Source organism: Calditrichota bacterium (assembly GCA_014359355.1).
Taxonomy (GTDB): domain Bacteria; phylum Zhuqueibacterota; class Zhuqueibacteria; order JANLFK01; family Oleimicrobiaceae; genus Oleimicrobium.
In genome coordinates, this window is sequence record JACIZP010000066.1 from 1 (window position 1) to 2889 (window position 2889).

General features: G+C 60.9%; 3 protein-coding genes. All 3 read right to left on the minus strand.

Going from position 1 to position 2889, the window contains the following annotated elements; translation table 11 throughout:
• A partial coding sequence (locus tag H5U38_02930; GenBank protein ID MBC7185967.1) for a laminin G occupies positions 1-1562 on the minus strand: 1562 nt, incomplete at its 3' end.
• A gap of 87 nt (positions 1563-1649) precedes the next feature.
• Positions 1650-2675 carry a PorV/PorQ family protein gene (locus H5U38_02935; GenBank protein ID MBC7185968.1) on the minus strand — a complete coding sequence of 342 codons (1026 nt, stop codon included), beginning with the start codon at positions 2673-2675 and terminating at the stop codon, positions 1650-1652.
• Positions 2676-2705: 30 nt separating this feature from the next.
• Positions 2706-2889, minus strand: a 184-nt coding sequence (locus H5U38_02940; protein ID MBC7185969.1) for a hypothetical protein, incomplete at its 5' end; no start/stop codon positions are given.

Genomic DNA, 2889 nt, shown 5'->3' on the forward strand with positions numbered 1-2889 from the left:
CTCACATCTCTGGCTATGAAGGTATTCGACACGGCGTCATACAGGTCGCATCGTGCCGGTCCCACGTCTACCGTTACGCTCCGCTCCGACTCGTAAGGGTTGAAATAGAGGTAGGTCGGGTAAGAGGGCCCGTGGAAAAAGTCTGTCTTCAACACATCGAGCTTCAGGATCATGGGGACATCGGTCGTATCGATGATGCCCCCGAAGATGCCGACGTGCGAAGAGCCGTAGAGCGCCAAATTGGTCGCAGCCCAGCCGCCGTCCAAGGCGTCGCCTGTGGCGTAGGGGCTGACCCCTGTGTAGCGGGCATATTCGCGCAGCGCCTCGTGGGCGATGTACGAGCGCGGGTCGTACTGCTGGGCCCACTCCTCGCTGTCCTGCCGGTCGTCGGGGAGGTACTTCGGGTAGAAGAGGCGCGAGGCGTTGGCGCAATTGAGCATCCACTTGCCGATGGCGCGGGCGAAGCGGTCGTCGTAGCGGACCATGGGCACCAAGGCACATGCCATCTGAAACCCATTCATGACGAAGGCATAGCCCGTGTATTTTGCCTCGCCGATGAGCCCGGCGCAGTCATAGCCGCCCCAGTTGCCGAGGGTGGCACCCCACTCGCGCACGTTTTGGCTTGGGTCGAAACACCAGTTCAGCAGCTTTTGCACATTGTAGGTCGTGCCCAGCTCCGCGTTCATGCGCGCAGCAGTGTAGACACCGTAGGGCAACTGGAGCTCGTACGATGGGTTGGTGCTCCTTGACTCTAAGAACTCCATGCACCACTCAGCGCCGATGCGGTATTTTTCTTCCCTCGTTTCCACGTAGGCGTTGTACAGAAGCCAGGCAATGGCACCCGCTGCCTCTGGTTCTGCAACGCCACTGGCAAGTGGGGTCATGCTTGAGAGGTTGAAAGCACGGTAGCCCATGAATGGCCTTCGCCACGGGGTGGTGCTGCCGCCCATCGCCTTGACGGCCGCCAGCCAACGATCAGCCACCGTCGTGAATTGGTAGTCAAAGTCGCCCGTGTGGGGGTAAAGGGAGTAAAGCTGGTAGAAAAACACGTTGGGCATGGTATCGTACCACCAGTCCTGACCACTGCTGGCCACTGGGCTGTTGAGGTAGACATTCTCCTCGGGCCGGCGATTGAAGAACTCCTCGCACATGAGGACCCAGTTGTAACCCCACTGATTGCTCTTGTCCACACCCACCAGCGTGGCCCCACTCACCTCCGGGAGGACGTGAATGGCCTCCCCGGAGCGCGGGGAGCGCGTGCCTACGTAGCTGTGCAAGCCGAAACTGCCATGCTCTGGGTAGTTTACGGTGGACGAGTAGGTCCAGATGAGCGGCAGGTACTGGCCAGTGCGTCCAAGGTCGAAGACCAGCGAGTCGTATCCAAGGGCCACCTGCTTCCAGTTGCGCATCTGGTAGGGCGTGGGTCGGTTGGGCATGAGCTCAATACGCGGGATGTCGATCTGCTGGCTTGCCACGGGGGCAATGCCAACGAGCAGCCAGCCCGCAGCAATCCCGGCCAAGAGGCCACCCGCAGCCTTTCTCCTTGCGCGCCTGCCAGTCATGGCCGCCGGTCTCCTGTCTCTTCAATGGAAAATGCGAGTCGTCCACTATTTGCCAAGAAAAGCCCCGTGCGTGGCTGCGCCATCCTCCTACCACGACCCGCCGATGGAGACGCGATGCACGTTGTCCAGGCGGCCAAAATCGGCGTATGCATAGTCCACACGAATGGTGCGGTTGCCGATCATTCGCACGCTCAGGCCCGCGCCCATGGTGAGGCCTTCTTCGCCATCGCGGAGAAACAGATTGTTGTACCCGGCGCGCAGGAAGAACATCTCCCGGAAAGCATACTCACAGCCCAAATGGATGCTTTCGGTGTTGTCGGTGGGATGTACTGCGTCCGTGGCCAGGGTCACACGATGCATCGAGTTGTTCAGCGCCTCCATTGCCACCCCTACCTGGAAAGTGAGCGGCAGCGGCCAGGGGTCCGTCTTCAACTCGGCGAAGATGCGGTCGTTGTTGCCCAGCTTCTTGGGGTCGGGGTCGTGGAAGATGAGCAGGTCGTCTCCTTGCAGGCGCATGTCCGTGCCAAAGTTGCGCAGGGCTGCTCCTATGCGCATGCCGTGGAAACCGGTGGTGAACAGAGTGCCAATGTCCAAAGCCACGCCCCACGCACTTTCCTTCCAGATGTTCTGGTAGATGTACTTACCGGTGAAGCCAATGGAGAAGCGGTCGGTGAGCGAGATGCCGTAGCTAAGGGCAAGTGCCAAGTCCCCTGCGGAGAACTGTTCGCCGGTTCCCTGGGGCATCTCCACGGTGCGCACTGGCATGTCGCTCATGCTCAGCGCAGTGAGGCTGGCGCCGATGCTTCCATAGCGGCCCAAGGGGAGCACGGCACCGACAAAGTCAAAGTCCAGCCCGCAGAGCCAGTCGGTATGCACAAAGAGCAGTTCCACCTGCGACATACGGGCAATCCCAGCCGGGTTCCAGTGGAGGGCACTGGCATCGGAGGCGGTGCCCACAAAAGCTCCTCCCATGCCCACCGCGCGTGCCCCCACGCCGATCTCCAGGAACGGGGCAGCCGTCGTCCCTACATTGGACACGCTACGCCCTCCCTGGGCCCAGGTGAGCGCCACAGAGAGGCCCCACAGACAGATTATGCGCACTGTTTTCATCATGGCCAATCTCCCTCTGCAAAGCGAGCGCGCCTACTTGATAACCGCAAATCGGCCGGTTGTCGACCCGATGCCCGGGGCATCGATGTGGTAGAGGTAGACGCCGTAGGCGATGTCCTGACCATCTTTGGAGACCAGATCCCAGGTCTCTGCGCCGTAGCTGACTGGCACATCGTGGTAGATGGTGTCGACCAGTTGGCCGCGCACCGTGTAGATG

Bases quoted from the DNA above. Each gene is read 5' to 3' on its own strand.
- H5U38_02935 (MBC7185968.1), bottom strand. From the start codon at position 2,675: ATGATGAAAACAGTGCGCATAATCTGTCTGTGGGGCCTCTCTGTGGCG.